This window comes from Synechococcus sp. W60.1, from assembly GCF_047461575.1.
In the GTDB taxonomy this organism is placed as follows: Bacteria; Cyanobacteriota; Cyanobacteriia; order Thermostichales; family Thermostichaceae; genus Thermostichus.
This window is the reverse complement of the sequence record NZ_JANSHL010000001.1, coordinates 156,971-177,413: the sequence shown is the minus strand read 5'-3', so window position 1 is coordinate 177,413 and position 20,443 is coordinate 156,971. Positions and strand designations below refer to the sequence as shown.

The following is a 20,443-nucleotide window of genomic DNA, read 5'->3' as shown; positions in this document are numbered from 1 at the left end:
CGCTATTTGCCCTCGACTTGTTCCGGCCCTCTCTATGTCTGCTGTTAATGTCTGCTGTTATTCCCCAACTGGAACGCCTGCACATAGAGGTGACCAACGTTTGCAACTTTAAGTGCGAGTTTTGTCCAGATGGGATCATGCAACGGCGGCGGGGGCACATGGAGCCCGCTCTGCTGGAGCAGATTTTGGAGGAAGTAGCGGCAACAGGGCTGGCCCGCGTGATGGCTTTTCACCTGATGGGGGAGCCGCTGCTCTACCCATACCTTTTCGAGGGTATTCGCAGGGCCGCTGAGCTTGGCCTTCGCCTGCACCTGACCAGCAACGGCAGCACCTTTGCCCTCTGGCCGGAGCACATTGAAAAGCTGAACCGCAGCCTCTTTGCTAAGCTAACCATTTCCCTGCAAACTCCCGATCCAGTCACCTTCAGCATTCGCGGAGCACCTCCCCGCCTCACGCCGGAGCGCTACTTTGCTGGGATTACCCAATTTCTGCAGGTGCACTTGCGCTCCTCCAGCCCTACGCAGGTGCATCTCAAATTCCTGGATACTAGCCCCCACCCGTTTTTGGTGCCGCATAAGGCTCTTTCGGTGATCGATTCTGCACAGCAGATGCGCGCTCAGCTCTCGGCTTGGGCCAGACGAGCTTTGCAAGGGATCCCGGATGCACCGGCTCTCGATTGGGTAGAAGCCCAGATTGCTACTTACCGACCGGGCCGCTGGCAGCAGATCCGCATCCATCCCCGCTTGGTTTTGGAAACGTTTCCCTTGGACAGTTGGGGCAACGTGGAGACAGACCGGGTAATCCCAGCTCGCTGGGGATACTGCAATGGCGCTTCCGGTCAGGCGGGGATCCTCTACGACGGCACGGTGGTGCCCTGTTGCAAGGACTATGAAGGGCAAATCCCGCTGGGGCAAGTGACGCTGGGGGGATCCCTGGCCGAGATTTTGCGGGGCCAACCGGCCTGTGCGCTGCGGCGGGGGTTCAATCGTCTGCAGGTGAACCATCCCGTTTGCCAGCGCTGTATGGGTGGAGACACTTGCATCAAAGCCTTGGCCAGACAAGTGGGTTCCGTTGTCTACTTCAAGGTGTATCGGCCTTGGAAACAGAGGCTGGATCCCGGTTGGGGACAAGTGTAGACAGTTTCGGGAAAAGTCAACGCCCCACAGCAGCGGTTTCCCTGCCGTGGGCATAGCAACAACGTGACTTTCTTTCGTGATTTCTTCTAAGGGGCTCACGCATTGGGAGGAAGTTCCAAGGCCAGCGGCCCCAGCAAGCCCTTGCGGTAGTCGTTGAGAACTTGCCGTGCCGCCCGCTGGGGATCCCCTTGATACCGCCGCTCGGCCAACTCCTGCACTGCGGCACCACCGGGAGGGATCGGATCCGGCCAACCGTAGCGCTTTTGCAAGAGAGATCCGGCTTGGGGCTGCACCCTCAGCACGTGATCCAAAAAGTGGGCCGCCACCCGTTCGGGATCGTAGGCCGCTTCGCCGATGTCATCGCAGATGGCCAATAGAGAGGCCGCCTGTTGATCCGGCAGAGAGGGCGGTAGGATGCCCGGCGAGTCCAACAGATCCAACTCTCCCCCCAGCCGCACCCACCGCAGTTGCCGCGTCACTCCAGGACGTGCTGCGCTCTCGGCTGCCCGCCGCCCCAACAGTCGATTCAGCAAAGCAGATTTGCCCACATTGGGAAAGCCCACCACCACCGCCCGAACGGCCCGCGGTCGCATTCCCCGCTGTTGACGCCGCATATTGACCGATTGCCCCAGTTGCAAGACCGCCTGCTTGAGGCGATTCACCCCTTCTCCTGAGCGGCCATTGGTGGGATAAACAGGGATCCCTTGCCGTAAAAAATACTCCTGCCAAGCTTTCAGATCCCCAGCCTCAATGCAGTCCGCCCTGTTCAGAGCCAGGAGGCGAGGTTTTTCCCCCAGCCACCGGCCCAGCTCAGGATGACGACTGGCCAACGGGATCCGCGCATCCAACACCTCGATGACTGCATCCACCCGCTGCAACTCTTCCCGCAACTGGCCAATTGCCTTGGCAATATGGCCGGGATACCACTGGATGGCCGGAGAACTCATGCCGCCAGAACCCTAGAAGTGGACAGCAGAAATCAACAGTGGGATCCAATCTAGCCCGATTCCCCAAAAGAGGCTCGACCTGCCGGCTGAAGTAGCCAATAATACAACGTGAGTGCCGCTGGGATCCCTTTCCTGGGCAACCTAATGTTTAACCAACGGGGGTGCGGGGGCAACAAGCCCCGCGCTCTACCCACAGGGTTAGCGTCGGGATACATGGATCCCTGCATGCCATACCATTATCTTTTTAGTACCCAGGAATGCTGGGGAAGGGAAACCACCTGTCCAGTTGTTCTGTCGGGGGTCGTAGACCTAGACAAGTGGCGTGGGGTAGGAATACCCAACCGCGAGGTAAAGACTCCATCCCGCTGACGCCAAGGGAAGCCCGCGCTCTGTCCGTAGGACGAGCGCTGGGAGGATGTCACGAATGCTAGGGTCTGTAACAGAGGGGAGCTTGCTCAAGCTCGATGGGGATCCTCAGCCAGCCGAGCCAGAGCCTCCAAATCAGCACCCACCACGCGGTTGAGAATCCATTCGGGATGTTGCTGGGCACCCATGCGTCGATAGAACTCTATCGCCGGCTGATTCCAATCCAAAACCATCCACTCCAGCCGCCCATATCCTTTGGCCACCGCCTCCTGAGCCACCCGCGCCAAGAGCGCTTTGCCAATGCCTCTGCCGCGAAACTCCGGCAACACGAACAGATCCTCAAGGTAAATCCCTGGTCGGGTCAGGAACGTGGAAAAATTGCGGAAGTAGAGGGCAAATCCCACCGCTTGCCCCTCCACTTCTGCCAACAACGCCGAGGCCAAAGCCTCTGGGCCAAACAAATAGTGGCGCAACAGATCAGCGGATCCCGTTACCAGGTGGCTCAGCTTCTCGTACTCGGCCAAGGCGCAGATGAGGTCAAACAAAACGGGCACATCTAAGGCGGTGGCAGGACGGATTTCCATACTTTTGCCTGGCTTCACAACCAATTCCTTGAATTTCCTGAGATACCGGCACGAGAACAGACCACAGTTTATTCTTGTTGTGGACAGAACGCCCAGGCAGCATCTTTTGGACGCGCAGCGTGGTGGGGGCAGCGGCAGGGGCCCAGAGGACTCACCGCACAAGGCAGGTAGGGTGACCGAGAAAAGTAACGGCAGAAGGGATCCCAGGCCGAGTCAGAAAAGAGAGTTGGCATGGCCCGGCGCTCGTCCCCGATTGAGAGGCGGCGGGATCCCCTCTTTTCCAGCAGAGGGATCAACTGAGCCCAGAACGTTAGCCCCAACCACAAGCCAACTCCCACTCAGCGCTTGCACAATTGCCCTCCCCCGTCGGCCAACAGCGTTGTCTTCCAACCAGAATCAGCCTCGGCCAGCCTGCTTGCCCAGGACTAGCGTGGCAGCCCGTTTTGGAGCTGTCCTTCCCTGCCGACGAGAACCCAGCAGAAAAACCGACTAGAGTGAAATATGGACTGACCCACTGGGCCTTTGGATTCCATGACAACCTCCACCCTTGATGCTGCCGCCATCCTTGAGGCGTTGCGCCCTGTTCAAGATCCGGAGCTGCGCCGCAGCCTGGTGGAACTGAACATGATCCGGGATATTCGCGTCGAGCCTGGGCGAGTGGCCTTTACCCTGGTGCTGACCACGCCGGCCTGCCCTTTGCGGGAATTCATTGTGGAGGAGTGCAAAGCTGCCATCCGCCGGTTGACCCCCATCGAAGCCATTGATGTTACGGTAACGGCAGAAACCCCCCGTTCCCCTTCCCTGCCGAATCGCCAGTCCATCCCCGGTGTGCGCAACATCATCGCCATTTCCAGCGGCAAGGGGGGCGTGGGCAAAACCTCGGTGTCGGTAAATGTGGCCGTGGCGCTGGCCCAAAGTGGAGCGCGGGTGGGGCTACTGGATGCCGACATTTACGGCCCCAATGTGCCGCTGATGTTGGGCCTGCAGGATCGGTCTCTGGTTGTGCAAAAACGGGAGGACGGCGGCGAGGATATCTTCCCCCTGGAAAATTACGGCGTCAAGATGGTGTCGATGGGCCTTTTGGTGGGGCGGGATCAGCCGGTGATCTGGCGGGGGCCGATGTTGAACGGGGTGATCCGGCAATTCCTCTATCAGGTGCAGTGGGGAGAGTTGGACTACTTGGTTGTGGATATGCCCCCCGGCACCGGCGATGCTCAGTTGACCCTAGTGCAGGCAGTGCCGCTGGCAGGAGCTGTGATCGTCACCACGCCCCAATCGGTGGCCCTGCTGGACAGCCGCAAGGGCTTGAACATGTTTCGGCAGTTGGGGGTGCCCATCCTGGGTATTGTGGAAAACATGAGCTACTTCGTCCCGCCCGACCTGCCGGATCGCCAGTACGATATTTTCGGCTCAGAAGGGGGAGAGACCACGGCCCGCGAGCTTGGTGTCCCGCTGCTGGGGCGGATCCCGCTGGAAATCGCCCTGCGCCAAGGGGGAGATATGGGTACGCCTATTGTCATCGGCCAACCTGAGTCGGCTTCAGCCCGGGCCTTGAAGCAGATTGCCAAAACCTTGGCAGGCCGTGTTTCGATGCTGGCTTTGGGGGCAGGCTAGAAGCGCTCTGCTTCCACCAACGAGACCCCGAAGCTGCGTCCCCCCACCACAATCCCCTCTTGGGCCTTGCCGCGCACGGTCACTGTGCTGTTCATGGCCGGCAGCCCCTTGTCGGTGATGACCCAAAGGGAACCGCTGTTGTCTTGGAGCTCATACACACCCTGGCCGAACACCCCTATCTGGTTCACCACGCGACCGCGGATATACACATTGGTGTAGCGGGAGGGATTTTGTTCGATCTGGGCGATGGGGGTTGTGCCGATGCCCAGCCGCGCCAGTTGCCCACACCCTGCTAGGGCTAAGCTGAGGCCCAGCAGGAGCGCCAGGGATCCGCCGCGGAACGATTGGCCAAGTTGCTGTTTCATGGGTTGCTTCCACTGACGAGCACCTGCTCCCACCATAGCAAGCCGGCAGCCGATCCACGGCCAAGTCAGAACTTCTCGCCAATGCCGAAGTGCAGTTGGCCTTGGCCAGCGCCACCTTGCCCGATGGCGTAGTCGATGCGCAACGGCCCCAAGGGAGATTGGATGCGAATGCCGACCCCCAGCCCCAAACCACTGCCCGGCTTGTTGCGCACCGCTGCGGGATTGCCGGCCACGGCAGCTCCACTGCCCAGATCAGTGCCGTAGTCGGCGAAAACCACGGCTCCCACCGGGTCAAAAAGGGGGAAACGCAACTCGGCGGTTGCCGTAGCAAAGCTGCGACCGGAACCGATACCCCCCTCGAAAAAGCCCCGCACCGAGTTGCCGCCACCGATGGGGAAAGCATCGTAGGGAGCCAAGTCGCCGATGGTCGTGCCCGCCCGCACATCAAAGGCCAATACCTGCGGTCGCTCGCTGCGGGTTTGAAACAGGTTGACGGGGATGAACTGGCTGTAGCTGGCCTCGAGGCGGTTGGCATTCAAGCCATTTTGAAACAGACGTACCGACTGTTCGGTGGAGATGCGAAAGACCGAGCCCTGGCTGGGGCTGTTGGGGTTGTCGCGGGTATCGTTGATGAGGCCGAGGCGCAGGGTGGTGTAGCTGTCTTGGCCGCTCTCGCTGAAGGTAATCGGGTTGCCCAGCACATCGAAGCGCTGCTGCTCCCCGTTGCTGTTGCGAGCTTCTACAAATTGGATGCGGGTGCCCAAGCTGGCCCGCCAATTGCCCCCAATCGGGCGAGAGAAAGTCACCCCGCCACCAAGACGGTTAATGCGCACGGGATCCCCATTGGGCAGGGTGAATCCCTCATTAAAGACAAAGCTGGAGCTCTGCTGGTTGGAGATGTTGACGTTGTAGGAGGTGGGAATGTCCAGCGTGGCAATCCGCGGGTCGGTGAAGTTTAAGTCGAAGAGGGTTTCGTTGGTGCCCACCTGCACGTTGAAGCTGGCACTCTGGTTGTTGCCGCCCAAGTTTTGTTCGGAGACGTTGAGGCCGGCGAAGACCCCTGTGGCGGAGCTGACGCCGATGGTGCCTCCCAAAGTGCCGGTGCGACGTTCTTCCACGTTCACCACCACCACCACCTTGTCGGGATCCTGGCCGGGGTTGAGCCCCACATTCACATCTTGAAACAGGTTGAGATTAAAAACCGCCTGCAGGTCTTCCTGGATTTGGTTGCGGTTAAACACATCCCCCGGCTTGGACTTCAGCTCGCGGGTGATGATGAAGTCGCGGGTTTTGGTGTTGCCCTGAACGCGAATATCCTCGATCACCCCTTCGGCGATTTCCAGGGTGATGGTGCCGTCTTCAGAGGAGCGCACATCCTTAACCTTGGCCAGCACGTAGCCCTTATCGGCGTACCACTGTTCAATCTCGGCCACCGCCGATTGCAGCTTGCCAAAGTTGAGCACCTGCCCTTCTTGATCGGCAAAGGCGGCTCGCAGCACTTCCGGATCCAAAACGTTCGCCCCTTCTGTGCGCACCGCTTTGAGAATGGGGTTGGGCTTGACCTCAAAGGTGACCCGCACCCCCAAAGGCGTATCGGAAGGCACCGCCCGCACATCGGCAAACAATCCGGTGGCAAACACCGCATTGATGTCTTCCCGCAACTGGGATCGGGTGGAAACCTCGCCGGCGCGGGTGCGGATGACGCTGTAAACCCGGTTGATCAGCTCCGGATCTTCAGTGCCCTCAACCACTACCTCCGCTACCAACACTTCTGGCTCGCCGGCAGTGGGGGGTGGGGTGGGGGAGGGCTGGGCGGGGGTGTCGCCACCGGTGCGCAGGTCGAGGGTGCCGGGCTGAGGAACCGATTGCGCCCAAGCCGGGGATCCCATCAGCAGAGCGCTACGGGACGCTTCAGCAAACGCAAAAGCGGTGCAGAGCACCATCCCGCGGGTGAGCGCTGAAGTTAGCCAAGGGCGAAGTTGCCTGGAACGATTCATGGGGATCCCTCGCACACCAAAAAGCAAGATTGCAGAGCCGGGCCAAGCTTGCGTTAAAACCCTCTGCCGCCCAGCAGCGGACAATTGCCCTGGATTATATCAATCCCCATCCACCCAGATCCGAGCGTGGCCGCGAACCGGATTGCGGACTTGGGCAGTCTGGAGTGCAAAAAGCAGCCTCCCCCGCTCAAGGCAGGCGCAGGGATCCCCTACAGCGCTGGCCGCAAGACCTCGGCTCGACTTCCTCGGCAGCTAGGTTGACTTGGGAGTTGAGGATGACGACGGTGATGGGAGCAGGAGTGGGAGGCAAAGAGCGGCTGCTCCTCCAGCCCCAACTGTCGGCGTACTGTTGTGGGGGAACGTTGGGCAGGATCAGGACGGTGTTTTGCAGGACGTTGCTTTGCAGGGTGGTGGCGTTGCCGTTCAGGATCGCCATCTGCTGGGTGTGGGAAGTCTGAGCCAGGACGGCTGGAGCAAACCCGAAGCCGAGCAGAGCTGCCACTCCGGGGAGGAGGAGTTGGGTGGACAACATCGAGGATTCTCCACAAGACGCCAGGATGCCGACACTTTAGCCTGCTTTGCCCTCCGCTGAGTTGCTGCAAAAAAGCAAAAAAAGCTACGTGATGGGGAGGGATCCCTGCTGGGGACGTACAGCCGCGCGGCCCAGGCCCACAAAAAAGCCTGCAGAGGGTACTCTGTGCAGGCCCGTCTTACTCGTCTGGATTGTCTTGATGGAGCTCAGAAGGAGAAAGCGACCCCCGCTAAGGAGCCCCAGGGGAAATTAGCTCCCCGGCTCAAACACCTTCAGATCCACCACCTTCCCCCCTTGGAACGTCCAGTGGGCAAAGGTTCCAGCCACATCCCCCTTCTCGTCGAAGTCCAGCGAGCTGGAAGCGCCGGTATAGTTGATGTCTTCCCCTTTCTTCAGCAGCTCTACCGCCTTAGCCCACTCGCCGGGCAAGATCTCAGTGCCGGGGGGATTGGCCACTTGGCGCAAGGCATCGCGAACGGCAGTGCCATCGGTGCTGCCGGCTTTTTGGATGGCCAAAGCTAAGAGGAAGGCGGCGTCATAGGCGGTGTCAATGTAGGGGGTGGGAGGTAGCTCCCCGTAGGCAGCTTTGTAGGCGTCCGCAAAGGTCTGGTAGGCCTTGCTGTCGGTGAGGGCCTGGGGCGAGGTGCCGATGGATCCCTCTAGCTTGTCGGCTCCCACCTGGGCTGCCACATCGGGAGAGCGCATGCCATCGGTGAAGACAAAGCGGTCAAACAGCCCCTCTTCCAAAGCTTGCCGCAAAATGACCACGCCGTTTTCGGGGTAGCCAATCAGCACCAACGCCTGGGGATCCCCTTCCTTGAGTTGGGTCAGCTCACTGCGATAGGAAGCCTTGCCGGGCTCGTAGGGAACCGACTTGGTGATGGTGCCGCCCCGCTTTTCAAAAGCCGTCTTAAAGCTGTCGGCCAGGCCCTGGCCATAGTCGTTATTGATGTAAATAATGGCCAGGCGCTCCAGCTTCTCTTCACGGGTGATCTGGGCCAAGGCCACCCCTTGGTAGGCGTCGGAAGGAACCGTGCGAAACAGAAAATCGTTGTCCTCCAGGGTGGTGATGGTGGGGGCGGTGGAAGCGGGGGAAATTTGCGGGATCCGATTGGGAACAGAAACCGTCGTGGCCACCGGAATGGTGATGCCACTGCCCAAGGCGCCGATGATGCCGGCCACCTTCTCCACGTTGACCAACCGCTGAGCTGCGTCGATAGCCGGCTGAGCCGACGTCTGGTCATCCGCTTCGACCACTTGGGCAGGGGATCCCAAAATGCCACCGGCAGCGTTGATTTGGTCGAGGGCCAACTTGATGCCCTTGAGGCAATTTTCTCCGTAGGCCTGCAAATCTCCTGTCAAAGACATCAAGGCCCCGATTTTGACCGGCCCCTGAGTGGCCTGCTGAGCCGTGCTGGGCAGCAGAGTGGTGGCAAGAGCAGCAGCCGTCAGGGCAGCCGCCGCCGCAAAGGCCCGTCGGGTGAGTTTGTTCATGGGAGACATAACCAACAACCTCCTATGAGGGAAGAGAAAGTAGAACTCAGATCCCAAAAGTCAAGCAAGTGTTGAACCGTAGCAGTCAGACGTTGGCTCACCTCAAAGCGTTCCCCACTCCCTCAAAAAAAGATGGCTCCGGGAAACAGGCGGGCCAGACTCAGGATCTCGCCCGTTCCTTGGCTGCTGTAGGGCTGGCTGCGGCCTCCAAAGGCAGTTGCCCCTGTAGGAATCCAGGAAGGATAATGGGCAAACTCGGCCATTGGGCTCATTATATTTTGAGAAATACTGAACTCATCGGTCGGCGGGGTTTTCCCAAGGCAGCGGCGTGATTGTTATCGACGACATCTCCAAGCGGTTTGGCGGCATTAGCGCGGTGGATCACTGTTCCTTCCGCATCGAAACCGGTCGGATTACGGGCTTGATCGGCCCGAATGGGGCAGGGAAGACCACGCTCTTTAACATCATCGCCGGGTTTATTCGGCCCAGCAGCGGGCGCATCTGGCTAGATGGGGAAGACATCACCGGCCTGCCCCCTCACCATCTGTTCCGTCGAGGGCTGGTGCGCACCTTTCAGATCCCGCGGGAGTTTGGCCGCATGACCGTCTTGGAGAACTTGATGGTGGTTCCCCCCAACCAGATAGGGGAAAACCTGTTCGCCACTTGGTTCGGTTGGCGGCGGGTGCAACGACAAGAACGCAACCTGCAAGCTCGGGCGGAAGAGGTTCTGGAACGGCTGAACCTGATCCATCTGCGGGATCAACTGGCCATCACCCTTTCCGGCGGGCAAAAAAAACTCCTGGAACTGGGACGTACCTTGATGACCGATGCACGGGTGATCCTGCTGGATGAACCGGGGGCCGGCGTCAACCGCACCCTGCTGGCGGATTTGATGCGTTTTATCGAGTATCTCAACCGCGAGCGCGGCTGCACCTTTTGCATCATCGAGCATGACCTGGATCTGGTGACCCGTCTCTGCGACCATGTGGTGGTCATGGCTGCCGGCAAGGTTCTCACCCAGGGATCCATGGAGGAGATCAAACAAAACCCAGCCGTGCGGGAGGCCTATTTGGGATCTGTGGCACTGGCCGACTCCCTAAACCCACCCCAACCCTCCCCTCTGCCTTCGGAGGGATCCCTCTCATGACCCCTTTGCTGGACATCCAAGATCTCTACAGCGGCTACCGGGGGGTGGACATCCTCAAAGGGATCCACCTGAAGGTGAACCCTGGGCAAATGGTGGTGATCATCGGCCCCAATGGAGCCGGCAAATCGACAGTGCTGAAATCCTTATTTGGCTTGGCCACCATCCGCTCAGGCCGAGTGCTGTTTCAGGGATCCGACATCACCCACTTGCCTGCCGAGCAACTGGTGCAGCGGGGAATCGGCTTTGTGCCCCAGACCAACAATGTCTTTCCTTCCCTCACCGTGCAAGAAAACCTGGAGATGGGGGCCTTCATCCGACGCGACAACCCTGCCGCCCAACTGGAGCGGGTTTATGAGCTGTTTCCACCCCTGAAAGAGAAACGACGCCAAGCGGCGGGATCCCTATCGGGTGGACAACGGCAGATGCTGGCCATAGGGCGAGCGTTGATGGTGGAGCCGCAGTTGTTGTTGCTGGATGAGCCGACCGCCGGCCTGTCACCGCTGTACATAGAACAGACCTTCGCCCTCCTGCAAGAGATCAACCGTCTCGGCATCAGCATCCTCATGGTGGAGCAAAATGCCAAGCAGGCCCTGAAGATGGCGGACTGGGGCTATGTCTTGTCCACGGGAGAAAACCGCTTTGAGGATACCGGCCCCAACCTGCTGAGCAATCCTGAGGTGCTGGAGCTGTTCTTGGGTGGTTGAGGCCCTCACCCCCCTCCCCTTTCCCAGAAGGAGAGTCAAGCGGGACTGGCCATTTGCTGCTTGCGCAGTTGAGCTGCTTGGTTGAGAAGAGCCTCCACAAACGTCATCGCTTCTTGGGCGGAGTGGCCGGCAGTGAGTTGGGCCAGTTCTTCGCGGCGTTCCCGTTCTCCCAAAAGCTCCACCCGCACAGAAGTTCGTTTTTGGTGCACCACCTTGTGAACCCGCAGGTGGTGATCCGCCAAGGCAGCGATCAGGGGTTGGTGGGTGACGCAGAGGATCTGGTGATCTCGGGCAATGCTGTGCAGCTTGGTGGCGATGGCTTGCGCCACTTTGCCCGACACGCCGGTATCGATCTCGTCGAAAACCATGGTGGCCACCGGATCGATGCGGCTGAATACGGCTTTCAAGGCCAGCAGAAAACGGCTCATCTCGCCGCCCGAGGCGATGCTGGCCAAAGGTTGAAGAGGCTCACCCGGGTTGGGGCTAATCCAAAAGCTCACCTGATCCACCCCCTCTGCTGTCGGGGGGCCGGGTTGGATCTGCACCCGGAATTGCACTGCGCTCATCCCCAGCGGGCTGAGCTCTTCTATGAGGGCCTTTTCCAGTTGACAGGCCGCTTGTTGCCGCAGTTGAGAGAGCACCTGGCAATGGCGCTCCAGGTCTTGGGCAGCTTTGTCCAGCCGCACCTGCAATTCCTCTAGGTCGGTGTTGTCTCCTCGCAGTTGGGCCAACTCCGTCTGCACCCGCTCCGCATGGGCCATCACCTCGGCCAAGGTCGGGCCGTATTTGCGGCAGGCTTGTCTGAGTTGCGCCAAGCGCCGTTCAATTTTGTTCAACCGACCGGGATCTGCCTCCAGCGTCTCGCCGTAGCGAACCAGCTCCCGCCCCACCTCCTCCACCTGAATGAGAGCGCTGCTGACCATTTCCGCCAGAGGGGCTAGGTCGGGATCCCGCTGGGTCATGGTCTGGAGCAACCGTTCTACCTGGCCCAACAGATCGGCGATGGCCGGTGAGCCGCTGTCGTTTTGATAGAGCAATTGGTGAGCTGCGTAGCTTTGCTGTTGCAGTTCCACGCGGTGGGCCAGGCGCTCCCGTTCCCGCTCCAGCTTGGCCATTTCGTCGGGATCCTCCAGGCGCAGGGCGGCCAGCTCTTGCGCTTGAAACTCCAGCAGGTCTAGCCGTTGCAGGCGCAGTTGTTGGTTTTGCCGGCGGGATTCCACCTCTGTTTTCAGATGGTTCCAGGTTTGGTAAAGGGCAGCCACTTCTGCCCGTGTTCGCAACAGCTCTTCGCCGCCAAAATCGTCCAGCCAACGGCGCTGGGTTTGGGGAGATTGGATTTGAACGGTTTGCCCCTGGGCGGTGATCTCTACCAATTTGGCCCGCAGGCTGAGCATCTGGGCTTTGTTCACCAGCACCCCATTAACCCGCAGGCGACTGGTGAGCTTGCCGTTGCGCAACACCAGCTCGCGACTACAAACCAGGCCCTCCTCTAGGGGGTCGATGTGCTCTTGTTCTAGCCAGGCTTGCAGTTCAGGATTAGGACTGAAGATCGCTTCCACCAGACCTCGTTCGCTGCCAGTTCGCAGAGCCCGAGCTGTACCTCCTAGAGCTGCATCCAGAGCATCGAGGATGATGGATTTGCCGGCCCCGGTTTCTCCGGTGAGCACGTTTAGCCCCGCTCGAAAGGGGATCTCCAATTGCTCGATCAGGGCAAAGTTCTCGATCCGCAGCAGGCGCAACATAGGGATCCCGTGGGCTCAGCGTGCCGTTGGCAGTTTTCAGGATAGGGCTTGCGGGGTCGCTCTGTCCCACGTTAGCGTACCCACCATCCCTCGGCAGACGGGTACAGCGGCCAGCGGGGAGTCTGTTATTGCAGGGGTGGGGAGCACCACCCGTTCTGGTTTGGGGATCCCCTCGGGGAAATTGGCAGCCCGGCTCAGCCCACCAGGGGGTAGCGCTCCATCAGGTAGCAGAGGCAGTCTTGGCGGATGATGCGGCTGTTGAGGGTGAGCATGCCCGGCATGATGGGCACGCTGGTGCGAATTTCTCCGTTGCAGGCATAGAAAAAGCGATCCGCCACATTTTGGCCCTGCTCATCTTGCACCTCCAGGTGGAAGCCGTTGTTCGTCCAGCCAATGGGGGTGTGGGGGGGAAGCTCCCGAAAATTGAGGAGATCTAAATCCGGCGGGAAGCGGATGTGGGAGGGGGATCCCTCTTGGTCGCCATTCTCTTCCCCAAAGCTGAAGCTCACCTGATCCGGGACTTTGACAATGGCGACGCTGTGGAAGAGGTCGATATCTTGGCTGAGGACAGGGCGCTGCGGGATCGCCGACAGGTGCAGGCAGGCTTCCAGAAATTCGTAGGCATGCTGGGTGCCATAGAGCTGATCCGGCTTGCCGCATTCCAGGGTCACCGCCGGGCAGAAGCGCCCGAAGGCCATGCTCTGTACCCCTTCTGGCTTGGTGAAATAGAGAACGGTGCGCCCAAACAGGGTGGCCAGGTGCAGGGTAGGGGCATCCAGGTGATTGACACAGGCGTAGTGGGGGTTGGTGCCCGTGTTGTTGTGGATATCGACGCTGGCAAAAACGCCCCGCTGCTGCATTTGCTGCAGGACGGCCTGGGCCATGGCATGTTCGGGGGTGGAGCCGGAGCCCCAAATGCGGTTGTAGTCCGGTTGGCCATCTAGCCGCCGTTGCCGGTGGCGGGCAGCCTGCACGTTGCCAATGAAAAGGGAAAGAGAACGGGGCAATTCCCGCTGGGCGTGGTGGCGGAGGAGCTGCCGCACCGCCTGCCAACCGGTGGTTTCGTTGCCGTGCAGCAGGACGGACACAAACAGGGCCGGATCCCGTCGCCCCGGCAGATGGATGAGGGTTGGCCCACCCAATCGGTCGTAAAGCTGATGGGCCTCTAGATCCAGCAGTTGATCCGGTAAATGATCGAGGACGGTGAGCATGCTGTTTGGGCTAAGAGGCTCGATTCAAACTTCTGGCTTCCGGCCCTAGAGTGGGAGGGAGCGGGAGTCCAAATGAACCGTTTCGCTGCGGTAGCTCGGGTCGCGAAAGACCCTCTGAGCAAGAATCTGCCCGCTCGAAATTTGAGCAAGGGTCCACCCTGCCGCTGCGGTGGCCCACCGCTGGTACAACCGGCTGTGGAGAGAGCCCTAGCTGAGATCCCAGGTGTGTACCGGTTGGCCTTGCCGCTGCCGTTCCCAGTAGGCACAGGTCAATTGTTGCATATCTTTACCATGCCGAGCCACGTAGCGGCGCTGCCAGGTGGCCCCATTCTGCCCCGACTCCACCCGGGCGCGGAGAATGCCCAGGTACTCCTGAATATCGGAGGGGGCCAGATCCAGTTGAACCAAACCCGCCTCTGCTTGGGGGATCAGCTCTTCCAGCAGCAATTGGCGCAGGGATCCCTGCCAACCCTTGAGCCAAGTGATGGGGGCCTCCAGGCCGAAGCGGGCAGCCGTGTAGAAATTGGCGCGGCACTGGGCAAAGCTTAGCTCCTGCTCGGGGGAAACGGGCTGGGATCCCAAGGCTTGCACCAGGCCAAAGTAGAAGGCCGCGTTGGCGATCATGTCGGGTAGGGTTGGGCCTGCCGCTGCCACCCGCTGTTCGATGCGCAAGTGGGGAACCGGATCCAAGCCGATCAGGGGTCGGTTCCAGCGCCAGATGGTGCCGTTGTGGAGGCGCAAATGGGCCAGCTCTGATGGGGAAGTGGCTAACCTTTGTGGCAATACCACCGGGTAGCGATGCAGGTTTTCCCAGAACAGCTCCATCAGGGATCCCTGTACATAGCCTTGCCCGAAGGTGACGCGGGGGCAGTGGGTGGGGGCAAGGGGGGGTGGCCCATCTAGGGCCTGCTCAAACAAAGGGATGCGGGTTTCTGCCCACAGATCGTGCCCGAATAGGTAGGGAGAATTGGCCGCCAGCGCCACCAAGGGGGCTGACACGAGCAGGGAAGCGTTGAAGTAACGGGCCGCCTGTTGGGGGGATACCTGCAGATGGATTTGAAAGGAGGTGGTCGCCGCCTCCAGCATGATGTCCGGGTGGGTAACCCGCAACCGCCCAGCCGGTCCTTCGATATCTAGCCCCAGGGAAGGGATCGCTTGGGATTGCTCACGCCGGTGCAAGTTCAGGATCTGCTCGTTGAGGGCCAGGTAACGCTTGCGGGGCGAGATCATCTTCAGGGTCAATTGCCGTTGCTGCACCGTAGGCAAGATGCCAATCATCATCAACCCCGCCTGCAGGTATTCAGCCACTTGGCAACAGCGATCCCACGTTTGGCCCAGCTCTTGCTGAAACTGCCGCAGAGCCAAGCCGGTCAAAACTTGGGGCCGGCTGTTGATCTCCACGTTAAACTGGGCCAGTTCCGGCACCACCAGCGGATCATTCACCGCTTCCAGGTAGGCTGAGTTGATCGGGGCCGGATCCCCCTGAGGGGTGACCAGCCACGCCTCCAGCTCAAACCCGCCCACCGGGGATCCCTGGGCAAAGGGCCGGCAGGCGGGATCCAGCCCCGGCGCACCGGCCAACCAGCGCTCGAGCAACTTCGTCTCTTGCTGGAGCCGAGCTGCAAACTGAGCAAAGTCTGCAGTACCAAAACGGAGGCAGGTGATCTCCTGGCCCATGGGAACAACTCCGCAGCTTTTGGGAATGAGGTTAATCGCTGTTGCCGGGATCTCGACACCCCTAGCTTTACTTAGCCCGCAGTGATGGATACATCTTCAATGCGCAGGGCGGGAAAGGCAGCCGTGCCGTTGAAAACCGTTACTTCCTGGGAAATGGCGGAGATATTGCGCAAACAATCGTAGAGATTGCCGGCAATGGTGGTCTCCAGGATGGGGCGTTTCTCGCCGCCTTTGACCAAGAAGCCCCCTTTCACCACCCCAGAAAAGTCACCGGTAATGGGGTTGCTGCTGCCGGAGAGGCGGGTGACGATAACTCCCCGATCCATCGCGTAGAGCTCGGACAGGGGGGTTGTCCCTGGGGCCACCCTCAGGCAAGCCGGCCCTACTCCCGGCAGGCTGCCTGCTCCCCCTGTGGCATGGCCGTTGGAGGGAACGCCAGCAGCGCGGGACTCGTAGCTGTTGTACATGAAGTTGCAGAGGATCCCTTCATGAATCAGGGGGGTAATCTGGCGCGGGATCCCTTCGCGGTCAAAGGGCTCAATGGGGTAGCCGGGCAAGCCCAGCCCCTCGGAAACCAGTGTCAGTAACGGGCTGGCGATCCGGGATCCCATTTTTTGCGCCAGAGGGCTTTTGCCTTTGCGCACCGCATCTGCCCCCAAGACAAAGAGGAGATCCCCCAGGAAGTCCTCCACCACATCTGGAGGGAGAATGATAGGGCCGCGAAAGCTCTCCCCTTCGGTAGCCCCCAGCGCGCCCACGCATTTCTGGACAAAGCGATCAAAAGCCCGCTCCAGCGCCGGCACCAGATCGGCCCGCTTCTGCACACTGTCGCCGTCGTAGGCAAAGCTGCCCACCTCGTCCCCGTCGATGGCCATGCCAAACAGGGATCCCCCCGCCTCGACACTGTGGTAGTTGGCCCGGATGCCGGTGGAAGAGGCGATGGCCAGGGTCTCTTCCTCCACGCTGAGGGAGCCGCTGTCGATGGTGATGCGAGGGTCTTTGGAGCGCACCCACCCCAGCAATTGGGATCCCAACTGGGTCAGCTCGGCGGCATCCAGTTCCAGCAGGCCTGGGTCGAGGGCAAAGGGCACCTGGGGCAAAGGTTGGGGCTCCGGCAGCCCGTTGAGGGGATCCGCCGGCGAAGCCTTGGCCATGGTCACAGCCTCAGCCGCCGTCTCAGCTAACTCTTCCGGGCGGTTGGAGGTGGCAAAGCCCAGCCTGCCGCCACAGAAAACCCGGATGCCGAACAGGGTCTCGCTGCTGCTGCGGGCCAGGTTGAGGTCATTTTTCTCAAAAGTGACTTCCGTTTCCCGGCCTGAGTTGGCAAACACTTCTGCCTGGTCGGCTCCAGCAGCCAATGCCTTGTGTACACCCTGTTCACAAAGATCCAGCAGGTTTTCCGGGGAAATGATGGAGCTGGGCATAAAAGTGAGATGGCAAGAGGACAGTCCTATTATCGGCCATGGCTCAGGGATGCCTTTCCCAGCCCCCTGCGGCCCATGGGATCCCAGCACCCACCCCTTCGTCCAACAACGTCACTCTGGTGCGCACCTTCCGGCCCGCTCCCCCTGGGCAACAATCAGCAGAGAGCTACCCACAGGGATTCCACCCTGCAGCAGCAAACAAAGGGGCTGAGATCAAAAGGGATCCCTCGTGGCGCTTTGACCCCACTTGCCGCTCGTCCTTAGCGGCCTGCCAGGTGCAGGAACCCTAGAATGGAAGTTAAGCCTACTTGCCGTGAGTGCCCATGAGCCTTTTGCCCACTTCCGCTGCTCCCCTAGCCATTGCTCCGACAGCAGCCAAGCCGAGGCGACTGGATTTTGAAGTGGTGATTGCCGGAGCTGGGATGGTGGGATCCACCTTAGCAGCCGCTTTGGGCCAGGCCGGAATCCGTGTTGGGCTGATCGAGGGGCGGGATCTCTCGCAGGGGGTGGGGGCGGATGGCCGAGCCAGCGCTTTGGCTCTGGGGACAGCTCGTATTCTGCAGCGGATTGGGGTATGGCCCCTTATGGAGGCCTGGGGAGTTTCTCCCATTCACCGCATTCAGGTCTCTGATGGGGAAAGCCCCTGGATGGCTCAGTTGTGCCGCGAAACGCTCCAAGCGCCGGCGCTGGGCTACGTCGTGGAAAATCAAATCACCCAAAAGGCCCTGTTGCAGCGCATTCGCGAGTGCCCTTCGGTAACGCTTTTCAGCCCCGCCCAGGTGCAAAGTTTCTCCCCTGCAGCAGATCACATTCGGGTAGAGCTGGCCCAGGAGGGATCCCGGCAAACTCTGCGAGCTGCTCTGCTGGTGGTTGCAGATGGGGCCCGTTCGCGGCTGCGGGAACAGGCTGGGATCCCGTTATCCCGCTGGGGCTATGGACAGGTGTGCATCGTTTCCACCCTCACCCATGAGCATCCTCACCGGCAGGTGGCCTACGAGCGCTTTCAGGTCAGCGGTCCCTTCGCCATTTTGCCCACCTCCGATCCCCATCGCAGTTGTGTCGTCTGGACAGTTCGCCAAGCGGATCGAGATTGGCTGATGGGCTTATCTGAGGCTGAGTTTCTGCAGGCCATCCGGCCTTGGTTTGGATCCCAGTTGGGAGCCTTGCTGGCGGCCTCTCCCAGAGCCTGTTATGAGCCACAGCGGGCCCATGCCCAAACCTATATCGGATCCCGGCTGGCTTTGGTGGGGGATGCTGCCCATACCACCCATCCGCTGGGGGGGCAGGGAGCGAATCTGGGCATGCGGGATGTGGCGGCCTTGGCTGCCCTGTTGATCGAAGCCAAAATGGCGGGCCGGGATCCCGGCGATCCGGCTTTGTTAAAAGCCTACGAGCGCTGTCGCCGCCCAGAAAATGCGCTGGTTCTTTTTGCAACCGATGCTGCCAATCGCCTCTTTTCCAACCGAAGCTGGCCGTTGCTGGTCTTGCGTCGCCTGGGCCTGTGGGGACTGGAGGTTTTGCCGCTGCTCAAGCCTGCTTTGATGCGCCAAGCAATGGGGATCCGCCCCCACCAACCCCAACTGCAGCAGCTCCCTTTCCCTGCACCCCCGGAACCTCTGGCTACGCCTGTCTAGATCCGGCCAAACTGTTGAGAGCTGGGCCCAGATCCTCGCCCGCCGCCTTTGTCCCCAGCAGACCAAGCGCTCCACAGGGATCAAGGCTGCTCCAGGGGTAAGTCTGAAAACAGCAATGGGGCAATATTGGCCGCCTGGTTGATCGGGATCTCGTCGTTGACGGCATATTGATAAAACTGATCCAAGCGCCGACACAAACCTTCTGGGGTCAAAGCCTGCACATTGGAGCTGATGATGTAGCTCTGGGAAGGAGAGGCGCGAAACGCTTGAAAGGCTTTGCGACAAAAGTCCTGCTTGGCCTCCGGGTCTGCTTGTCGCCACTCTGGCCCCGTAAGTTTGCCGGACAAAGTGGGGCCGGTTGCCGCTCCCAAGGGCAGGCCTGTTCCCAAGATTAGGCCAGCCAGGATCAGAAACAGAAGGCCCCCCTTCAAGACTGCCTGCCAGAAAGAGAACTGAAGCCGTTGCCGGTGCTGCTCCATGGTTGGATAGGCTGGAGTGGAAAGGGATCCCCTCGATCATACCGATCACAGGCGGATCTGAGGGAAACTCAGGATCTCGGCTGGCTTTGCCGCTCCCCTCGATCCCCGCTGCCGTCCTCAGGAATGGCCGGAAAGGTGGGTCCCTTTCATCCCTTACCCGCTCGCACCCTCCGTCCCGTGGCTCGCAACAAACCCCGTCGGAAACAGCCTTTCCCGCATCTCCTCGGCTCCAAATGGACTTCCGTTCAGCCTGTTCTGGGTTGGCGACATTTTCAGGTCACCGCTCGCCAACAAGGGGAAGGAGGGCTGGTGTTTGCCGAGCTCAGAGCCGTCTGCGATCCCCAGGTGCGCCTCTGGGTCAACGCGGCCACCCTGAAGAACCGGGATCTTTGGCAGCCGGGCTGGACGCCTCTCGAAGACGGGATCCCCTGTGGGCGGCAGGATCCCCTTCTGGACAGGGCTGGGGGATAGTTTCTCTCAAGCTGGGGCTCAGGGATCGATTAGGATCATCTCTCTAGTGTGGTGTTTTAATTCAGAAGCTTGAGGAGAAGAAAGCGGGATGGCCAGATGTGACGTTTGCGGAAAAGATCTTAGCTACAGCGATTATCAGTGGGCCAAGCGCTGCGCCAATCCCTACGGGAAGTCTCACCTCATCTGCTTCGACTGCTACAGTGGTTCGTCTTGTCCCATCTGCTATTCCCCTCTGGAGCCGGCAGAATAGAAAGAGGCGTTCTCAAAAGCTGCTTGTCGGTTACTCGACTCCCATCCCCCTAGCTCCTCGGAGGGGGCGATGGTCGACAAGGGTCTCGATGGTTTTCCCAAGGGAGCCGGAAAAGTGCGCATTGGCCAGGGCTACGACATCCACCGCCTCGTCGAGGGGCGCCCCCTGATCCTGGGCGGGATCCGGATCCCTTACGAAAAGGGGCTATTGGGTCATAGCGACGCTGATGTCCTCACCCACGCCATCATGGATGCTCTCCTGGGGGCTGCCGCTCTGCGGGATATTGGCTACTACTTCCCCCCTGAAGAAGAGCGTTGGAAAGGGGCCGATAGCATCCTTCTATTGCAGCAAGTGGTGCAACTGGTGAGCCAAGAAGGCTGGCGAATTGTCAATGTGGACAGTGTGGTGGTGGCGGAGCAGCCCAAGCTCAAACCTCACATCCCCGCCATGCAGGCCCGCCTGGCAGAGGCGATGCAGATCTCCCCCAAGCAAGTGGGGGTCAAGGCTACTACTAACGAAAAACTGGGCCCCATAGGTCAGGGAGAGGCCATTGCTGCCTTCGCAGTAGCCCTGTTGCTGGAACAGAGAGGACAAGCTTCCTCTGACCTTCCCATCAGAATCTGAAAAGAACCTGGTCACCCCACTGCCTGAGCTGCCAAACTGGCAAGC

At 60.3% G+C, this 20,443-nt stretch carries 19 protein-coding genes; 7 read left to right on the top strand and 12 right to left on the bottom strand.

Features of this window, described 5'->3' with window-relative positions; translation table 11 throughout:
• The first annotated feature begins 47 nt into the window (after positions 1-47).
• The gene (locus NW805_RS00795) at positions 48-1,136 is read left to right on the top strand and encodes a radical SAM/SPASM domain-containing protein (protein WP_414421337.1); all 1,089 of its coding nucleotides are present in this window, start codon (positions 48-50) and stop codon (positions 1,134-1,136) included.
• A 95-nt stretch (positions 1,137-1,231) separates the two neighbouring features.
• Here NW805_RS00795 and ylqF read toward each other — a convergent pair whose 3' ends face one another.
• The 3 genes from ylqF to NW805_RS00780 form a co-directional block, all read right to left on the bottom strand.
• Positions 1,232-2,083: a ribosome biogenesis GTPase YlqF gene (gene ylqF, locus NW805_RS00790; RefSeq protein ID WP_414421336.1), complete on the bottom strand. Its 852-nt coding sequence runs from the start codon at positions 2,081-2,083 to the stop codon at positions 1,232-1,234.
• A 455-nt stretch (positions 2,084-2,538) separates the two neighbouring features.
• Positions 2,539-3,033: an N-acetyltransferase family protein gene (locus tag NW805_RS00785; RefSeq protein ID WP_414347469.1), complete on the bottom strand. Its 495-nt coding sequence runs from the start codon at positions 3,031-3,033 to the stop codon at positions 2,539-2,541.
• A 68-nt stretch (positions 3,034-3,101) separates the two neighbouring features.
• Positions 3,102-3,266 (bottom strand): DUF6464 family protein, encoded by a 165-nt coding sequence (locus tag NW805_RS00780; protein ID WP_238376969.1) that lies wholly within the window; start codon positions 3,264-3,266, stop codon positions 3,102-3,104.
• Between the two features lie 298 nt (positions 3,267-3,564).
• Between NW805_RS00780 and NW805_RS00775 the strand changes: the two genes are divergently transcribed.
• Entirely contained in the window at positions 3,565-4,647 is a 1,083-nt protein-coding gene (locus NW805_RS00775) for an Mrp/NBP35 family ATP-binding protein (protein ID WP_414421335.1), read from the top strand.
• Here NW805_RS00775 and NW805_RS00770 read toward each other — a convergent pair.
• From NW805_RS00770 to NW805_RS00755, 4 genes are all read right to left on the bottom strand, one after another.
• The gene (locus NW805_RS00770) at positions 4,644-5,012 is read right to left on the bottom strand and encodes a hypothetical protein (RefSeq protein ID WP_414421334.1); all 369 of its coding nucleotides are present in this window, start codon (positions 5,010-5,012) and stop codon (positions 4,644-4,646) included. The genes NW805_RS00775 and NW805_RS00770 overlap by 4 nt on opposite strands.
• Positions 5,013-5,077: 65 nt before the next feature.
• A complete protein-coding gene (locus NW805_RS00765) occupies positions 5,078-7,009 on the bottom strand; it encodes a BamA/TamA family outer membrane protein (protein WP_414421333.1) in 1,932 nt (643 codons plus the stop codon).
• Between the two features lie 187 nt (positions 7,010-7,196).
• Positions 7,197-7,541 carry a hypothetical protein gene (locus NW805_RS00760; protein WP_011432412.1) on the bottom strand — a complete coding sequence of 115 codons (345 nt, stop codon included), beginning with the start codon at positions 7,539-7,541 and terminating at the stop codon, positions 7,197-7,199.
• 249 nt (positions 7,542-7,790) lie between these two features.
• Positions 7,791-9,044: an ABC transporter substrate-binding protein gene (locus tag NW805_RS00755; protein ID WP_414421332.1), complete on the bottom strand. Its 1,254-nt coding sequence runs from the start codon at positions 9,042-9,044 to the stop codon at positions 7,791-7,793.
• A gap of 319 nt (positions 9,045-9,363) precedes the next feature.
• On the opposite strand from NW805_RS00755, the gene NW805_RS00750 reads away from it, so the two are divergent.
• Both NW805_RS00750 and NW805_RS00745 read left to right on the top strand, forming a co-directional pair.
• Positions 9,364-10,182, top strand: coding sequence for an ABC transporter ATP-binding protein (locus NW805_RS00750; protein ID WP_414382094.1), 819 nt, complete (start codon positions 9,364-9,366; stop codon positions 10,180-10,182).
• Entirely contained in the window at positions 10,179-10,886 is a 708-nt protein-coding gene (locus NW805_RS00745; protein ID WP_414373833.1) for an ABC transporter ATP-binding protein, read from the top strand. Before NW805_RS00750 ends, NW805_RS00745 begins: the two co-directional genes overlap by 4 nt.
• A 35-nt stretch (positions 10,887-10,921) precedes the next feature.
• Here the strand turns inward: NW805_RS00745 and recN are convergent, their stop codons facing one another.
• From recN to NW805_RS00725, 4 genes are all read right to left on the bottom strand, one after another.
• On the bottom strand, positions 10,922-12,628 hold the full coding sequence (recN, locus tag NW805_RS00740) for a DNA repair protein RecN (RefSeq protein WP_414421331.1): 1,707 nt from the start codon (positions 12,626-12,628) through the stop codon (positions 10,922-10,924).
• Positions 12,629-12,822: 194 nt separating this feature from the next.
• Positions 12,823-13,839: a M14 family metallopeptidase gene (locus NW805_RS00735; RefSeq protein WP_414421330.1), complete on the bottom strand. Its 1,017-nt coding sequence runs from the start codon at positions 13,837-13,839 to the stop codon at positions 12,823-12,825.
• Between the two features lie 207 nt (positions 13,840-14,046).
• Positions 14,047-15,435 carry a glutamate-cysteine ligase family protein gene (locus NW805_RS00730; RefSeq protein WP_414421329.1) on the bottom strand — a complete coding sequence of 463 codons (1,389 nt, stop codon included), beginning with the start codon at positions 15,433-15,435 and terminating at the stop codon, positions 14,047-14,049.
• Positions 15,436-15,587: 152 nt separating this feature from the next.
• Positions 15,588-16,940, bottom strand: a complete 1,353-nt coding sequence (locus NW805_RS00725; RefSeq protein ID WP_414421328.1) for a TldD/PmbA family protein — start codon at positions 16,938-16,940, stop codon at positions 15,588-15,590.
• 323 nt (positions 16,941-17,263) lie between these two features.
• Here NW805_RS00725 and NW805_RS00720 point away from each other — a divergent pair, with 323 nt between their 5' ends.
• Entirely contained in the window at positions 17,264-18,574 is a 1,311-nt protein-coding gene (locus NW805_RS00720) for a UbiH/UbiF/VisC/COQ6 family ubiquinone biosynthesis hydroxylase (RefSeq protein WP_414421327.1), read from the top strand.
• 80 nt (positions 18,575-18,654) lie between these two features.
• On the opposite strand, the gene NW805_RS00715 is transcribed toward NW805_RS00720, so the two are convergent.
• On the bottom strand, positions 18,655-19,005 hold the full coding sequence (locus tag NW805_RS00715) for a hypothetical protein (protein WP_414329946.1): 351 nt from the start codon (positions 19,003-19,005) through the stop codon (positions 18,655-18,657).
• 225 nt (positions 19,006-19,230) lie between these two features.
• On the opposite strand from NW805_RS00715, the gene NW805_RS00710 reads away from it, so the two are divergent.
• On the top strand, positions 19,231-19,524 hold the full coding sequence (locus NW805_RS00710; protein ID WP_414329949.1) for a TIGR02450 family Trp-rich protein: 294 nt from the start codon (positions 19,231-19,233) through the stop codon (positions 19,522-19,524).
• 364 nt (positions 19,525-19,888) lie between these two features.
• Positions 19,889-20,398 carry a 2-C-methyl-D-erythritol 2,4-cyclodiphosphate synthase gene (gene ispF / locus NW805_RS00705; RefSeq protein WP_414413836.1) on the top strand — a complete coding sequence of 170 codons (510 nt, stop codon included), beginning with the start codon at positions 19,889-19,891 and terminating at the stop codon, positions 20,396-20,398.
• Positions 20,399-20,443: the final 45 nt, after the last annotated feature.